The sequence below is a fragment of the Pseudomonas sp. genome, assembly GCF_050739655.1.
GTDB lineage: Bacteria > Pseudomonadota > Gammaproteobacteria > Pseudomonadales > Pseudomonadaceae > Aquipseudomonas.
The window spans coordinates 1-4,030 of the sequence record NZ_JBOIBY010000734.1; the positions used below are offsets into that span (position 1 = coordinate 1).

The 4,030-nt window shown below is 62.5% G+C and carries 2 protein-coding genes; both read right to left on the reverse strand.

Annotation, left to right across the window (positions count from 1 at the left end; all coding sequences use genetic code 11):
- Positions 1-338 precede the first annotated feature (338 nt).
- Positions 339-1,847: a restriction endonuclease gene (locus ACRESJ_RS34480; protein ID WP_431761880.1), complete on the reverse strand. Its 1,509-nt coding sequence runs from the start codon at positions 1,845-1,847 to the stop codon at positions 339-341.
- 594 nt (positions 1,848-2,441) lie between these two features.
- On the reverse strand, positions 2,442-3,005 hold the full coding sequence (locus tag ACRESJ_RS34485) for a hypothetical protein (protein ID WP_431761881.1): 564 nt from the start codon (positions 3,003-3,005) through the stop codon (positions 2,442-2,444).
- Positions 3,006-4,030 lie beyond the last annotated feature (1,025 nt).

A 4,030-nucleotide genomic window follows, 5' to 3' on the forward strand; every position in this document is an offset into this window, starting at 1 on the left:
AGACCGAGCAGACAACGCACCAACCGGTACAAGATCGACAATAGCAGCATCCGACGATCATCCATGCCCAGGCAGCACACCAGGAACCCAGGTCAGGACGCTGCATCGAGTTTTCGAGCCTTACAGGATCCAGGCTTACTCAAGATGCTCGACATCAGGCCCGTTCCACTCCAGAGGCACCACCGAAGGGCCGAGAGACGGAGACATCCGGCGGCTACAACGTGGCAAAGGCACACCGCCTCACACCTGGACCCGACTACGACCCTCCGCCGCGAAGATACACCCAAAACCAAGCTACCTTCACGGCTCCAAACAAGGCTCGGCCTTGCAGGGGGCCACTATAAAACGTCGCTCTGTTCCCAGCCGGGCGGCAGCTTCGGCAAGCTGATTAGGACGTCCAGGCCCAAATGTTCCAGGAGCATAGCCTTGAGGTGGCGGCCCTCGATGATCTCGATTCTGCCGTTGCGGGCGGCGAAATCCCTGCTTGCCTTACCGACCCAGGAAGTGGTCACCAGGACGCCCTTGGCGGCACATTTATCGTTCATCACCCCGGCCAACGCGTGGACCGCCTCCAGGCCGACGATCTTGCTGTACCGCTTGGCCTGGATGACGCACAACCCACCCACGATCGGATCTTCGTTGACGGCGACTCCGTCCACACCTTCATCTCGGGATGCCTGGGTAACCCAGGACTTCATGCCGATTGCCTCGAACAGCTGACGGATGAGATGCTCAAACTCCACCGGCTTGAGAGTCAACAGGTCAGGACGGCTATCGAGACCGGCCACCACGTCCATCTCCTCCACGAACTTGTACTTGGAAAGGTCGAATTGAATGACCGGACGGACTGCCTCGAAGTCATACGGGTGCGGCGAGATCACGGCGTTGAGGTAACCGCGCAGGCACATCACTGGATCGAGCTCGGGCTCGTCCAGCAGAATCTCAGCAAAGGCGTCCCGGGTGGCGTGGATGCTGATCAACAAGGGTCTGATCGGCTTACCGGTAGCGCGGTCCTTGGCCGAGACATAACCGTTGAAGACGATCCCGCTGACCAACGTGACTGGCGCGATGTCGAACGCCTCGGCCAACGTCCGCAGCGCCACTCGTGCAATCAACTCTTCGTACAGCTTCTTAATCTCCGCCTCCTTACGCGGTTCCGGCTGTACGAAATCTTTCGACCTCACGTACCGATAAGCCGCCACTATGGGGACCGCGCTCTGGCGGGGCAACTCGTACTCGACCAGCAGCTCACCAGCCTCGGGCCGGTACATCGCCGCACACGAGCCCTGCATGTTGTCCGGATAGATCGACATCGCGAGCGCCTGTTGCAGCGCAGCCACGAACGGTTCCGAACCCTGGGTGTTGAAGACATCCTCGGCCCACCGACTGCTGGCGACCAGGCTCCTGTTGCGATCCTGGAGCAGCCGCTCAAGGCCTGTGATCTGAGCTCGGACCGCCTCCGTTCTGAACTCGGCCTCCGCCAACCGTCGCTGCACCGCGAGCAGCCGATCCTCCACCGCCTGCCTCTGCTGTTCCCGCTTTGCCTCCGCTTGCTGGCGCTGCTGCTCACGTAACTGCGCCGCTGCCTGCGCTCTGCGCTCCTTCTCCTGCTGGGCTGCGGCCTGCTGGCGCGCCCGCTCCGCTTGCTGCTGCTGCTTGAGTTGAGCCTGCGCGGCTCGCTCCTCCGCACGACGCTGCTGCTCGGCCTCCTTCGCCACTTGGGCCTCAAACCGGCGCGCTTCCACCTCGTACTCTCTGCGGGCTCGCTCCTCCGCACGACGTCGCTGCTCCTTGGTCTTCTGGTGCGCGGCATACATCTTGGCCAGCAACGACTTACGTTTGGCCACCACGTCTCCCAAGCAGGACACACAAAGAAAGCGGCCACTACAGCCGCACAACGAACCATACTCACAGTATCGGACGTATCCCCTTCAACCAATAGCTACGAACGCACGTAGACGCTCACCAGAGCACGACTCCCGGCGTCCAGATAACGATCAGCCTCTATGGTGGACTACAACGTTGCCGCAACGATCATGTCCGGCGTGGCCCGCTGCTCGTCACGACGGTGGAGCCACCCCCCGTCCGGAGATCCGCTCAACTCGGCGTTTGACCTACTCACGATCGCGCAAGCAATCGGGAACATCACCGCCACCGTCCTCGCAGGGGCCAGACAACCACGGTCACGACCACCATGTGACGCCTCGTCCGACGGTCAAACGATCAAAAGGCCAGATCCCACCTGCGGGAAATCTGGCCTCTGACCTTGGAAAACATGGGTCGGGGTGGCGGGATTCGAACCCACGGCCTCTTCGTCCCGAACTGCGGGCAGAGCGGTCGATCCGGGTTGTTTTCGCACGTCGCTGGCCGTTGAGGGGCGTTCTGGGGTGGGGTTGGTCGGCCTCGTTGCTGTATTTCGCGGCTGTACTGCTACTCCACTGTCAGGCTCCGAGTGGCAGTGCTTCGTTCAGTTTTGACCGCCATGGTGCATCAGGCGAGTGTCGAAGACGCTCGCGGAGGTCGAGCCGGTCGTTGACCTCGGCGAGGAAGTCCGATGAGAGCCTTGGTGCGTGTGCCGGTACGGCGTGGGGTTCGTAGCGCTCGAACCAGGTTTCGACTTCGGACCAGCTCCAGAGTGGGTTCGATGAATGCTGGCGGGCAACGGGGACGGGGAAGTCTCCAGGACCACGCTCGCCCCTGGCGAGTAGGGCGATGCTCTGGCGGCTGCGACTGACTCGCGTTGCGATCTCGCTGGCAGTCAGCCAGTCGTCATCGGCCTCGACCCGGAGCACCCGAGCACCGATGCCGGCCTGTTCAATGTCGAGGATGGCGGAGATCAGGGCATCCTGCTCTGTGGATGCTTCCCGGTCGAAGAACCCCAAGACAGTGCCGTCTGGCTCCAGGGAGAAGGCGCCGTCATCGCAGCCGGCCTCGAACAGGGCGTCGAGCTCGTCATCGGTCAGCTCGACGCCGCGGAGGGCCAGTCGAAACGTCCACTCAGTCATTGCCCCTCCTCCTCGATCTCGTGATGGTGCTGATCAGCCCATCTCCGGATCTGCCGGCCATGATTGAACGGCACCCTCGGCGTCGACCAGACCGAGAACATGGCCCCGCAGCCACAGGAGCCGACCCCACTTGTGACCGGCAGCCGTCTGTTCGATCGTGAACCCCAGCTGGTCGACGTAATCGAGAGCCTCGTTAATCTCCTTCTTCGGATGTTTGGAGTGCACGCAACTCCACACGTTAGGCAGGGGTGTTGCAGTTGTCAACACTGCAGGTTGGGGACGCTAATACGCGGTATCAGCAACCCGGTTCCTGGGTATGTCCCGGCCTGATCCGGGTGCGGGAACGGCCCAGAATCCGATCACGAGGACTCCTGGACTGGGATTCAAGCTGTCGGGGTGGCGGGATTAACCCCACGACCTCTTCGTCCCGAACGCTGATTCACCATGCACCCACCTACCGGAGAGTGTTGTCGCATGCCGCTGAACTGTGGCGATGTGCCGCCGCGTATTGGCGCGTGCGTGCTAGTTGCGTTGCTTCCGCTGACGACTCGCTGATGATGATCATGTTAGGCGCCGATCTGGAAGGCTGCGCCCGGTGGCACCCGGGGCGCGGTGTCCGGTGTCCATGTCGGTGGACGCTTGGGTTATGGGCTAAATGGAACCCGTCGCAGTCCTTGTATCGGTGCGTCGTCCCGCCTGGCGCGGGCCAACCGTCCATCCTGTCTGACTCCGTCCAACCTATCCGCGGCAGCCCATGGCGTTCTCATACAACTTCTACGGCAGCCGGCCAGCCGCTCGCCCCGCCATCCACTGCCCTGCATGCTGGAGCGGTGTTGGCATCCGGTCGACGGCGAGCCCGCACCACAGGGCGTCCCGGGGCGACCTCAATGCGACTAGGCCAAAGTGGTTCCGCCCCACCGCGCTTTTCACGGCCAGCCCTGGCCGGGTAGCCCATCCCAGCCGAATCCAAGTAGTCGATTACTCGCATCGCGACGCCCGACCGCGACCATGCTCATCCTCGGTAC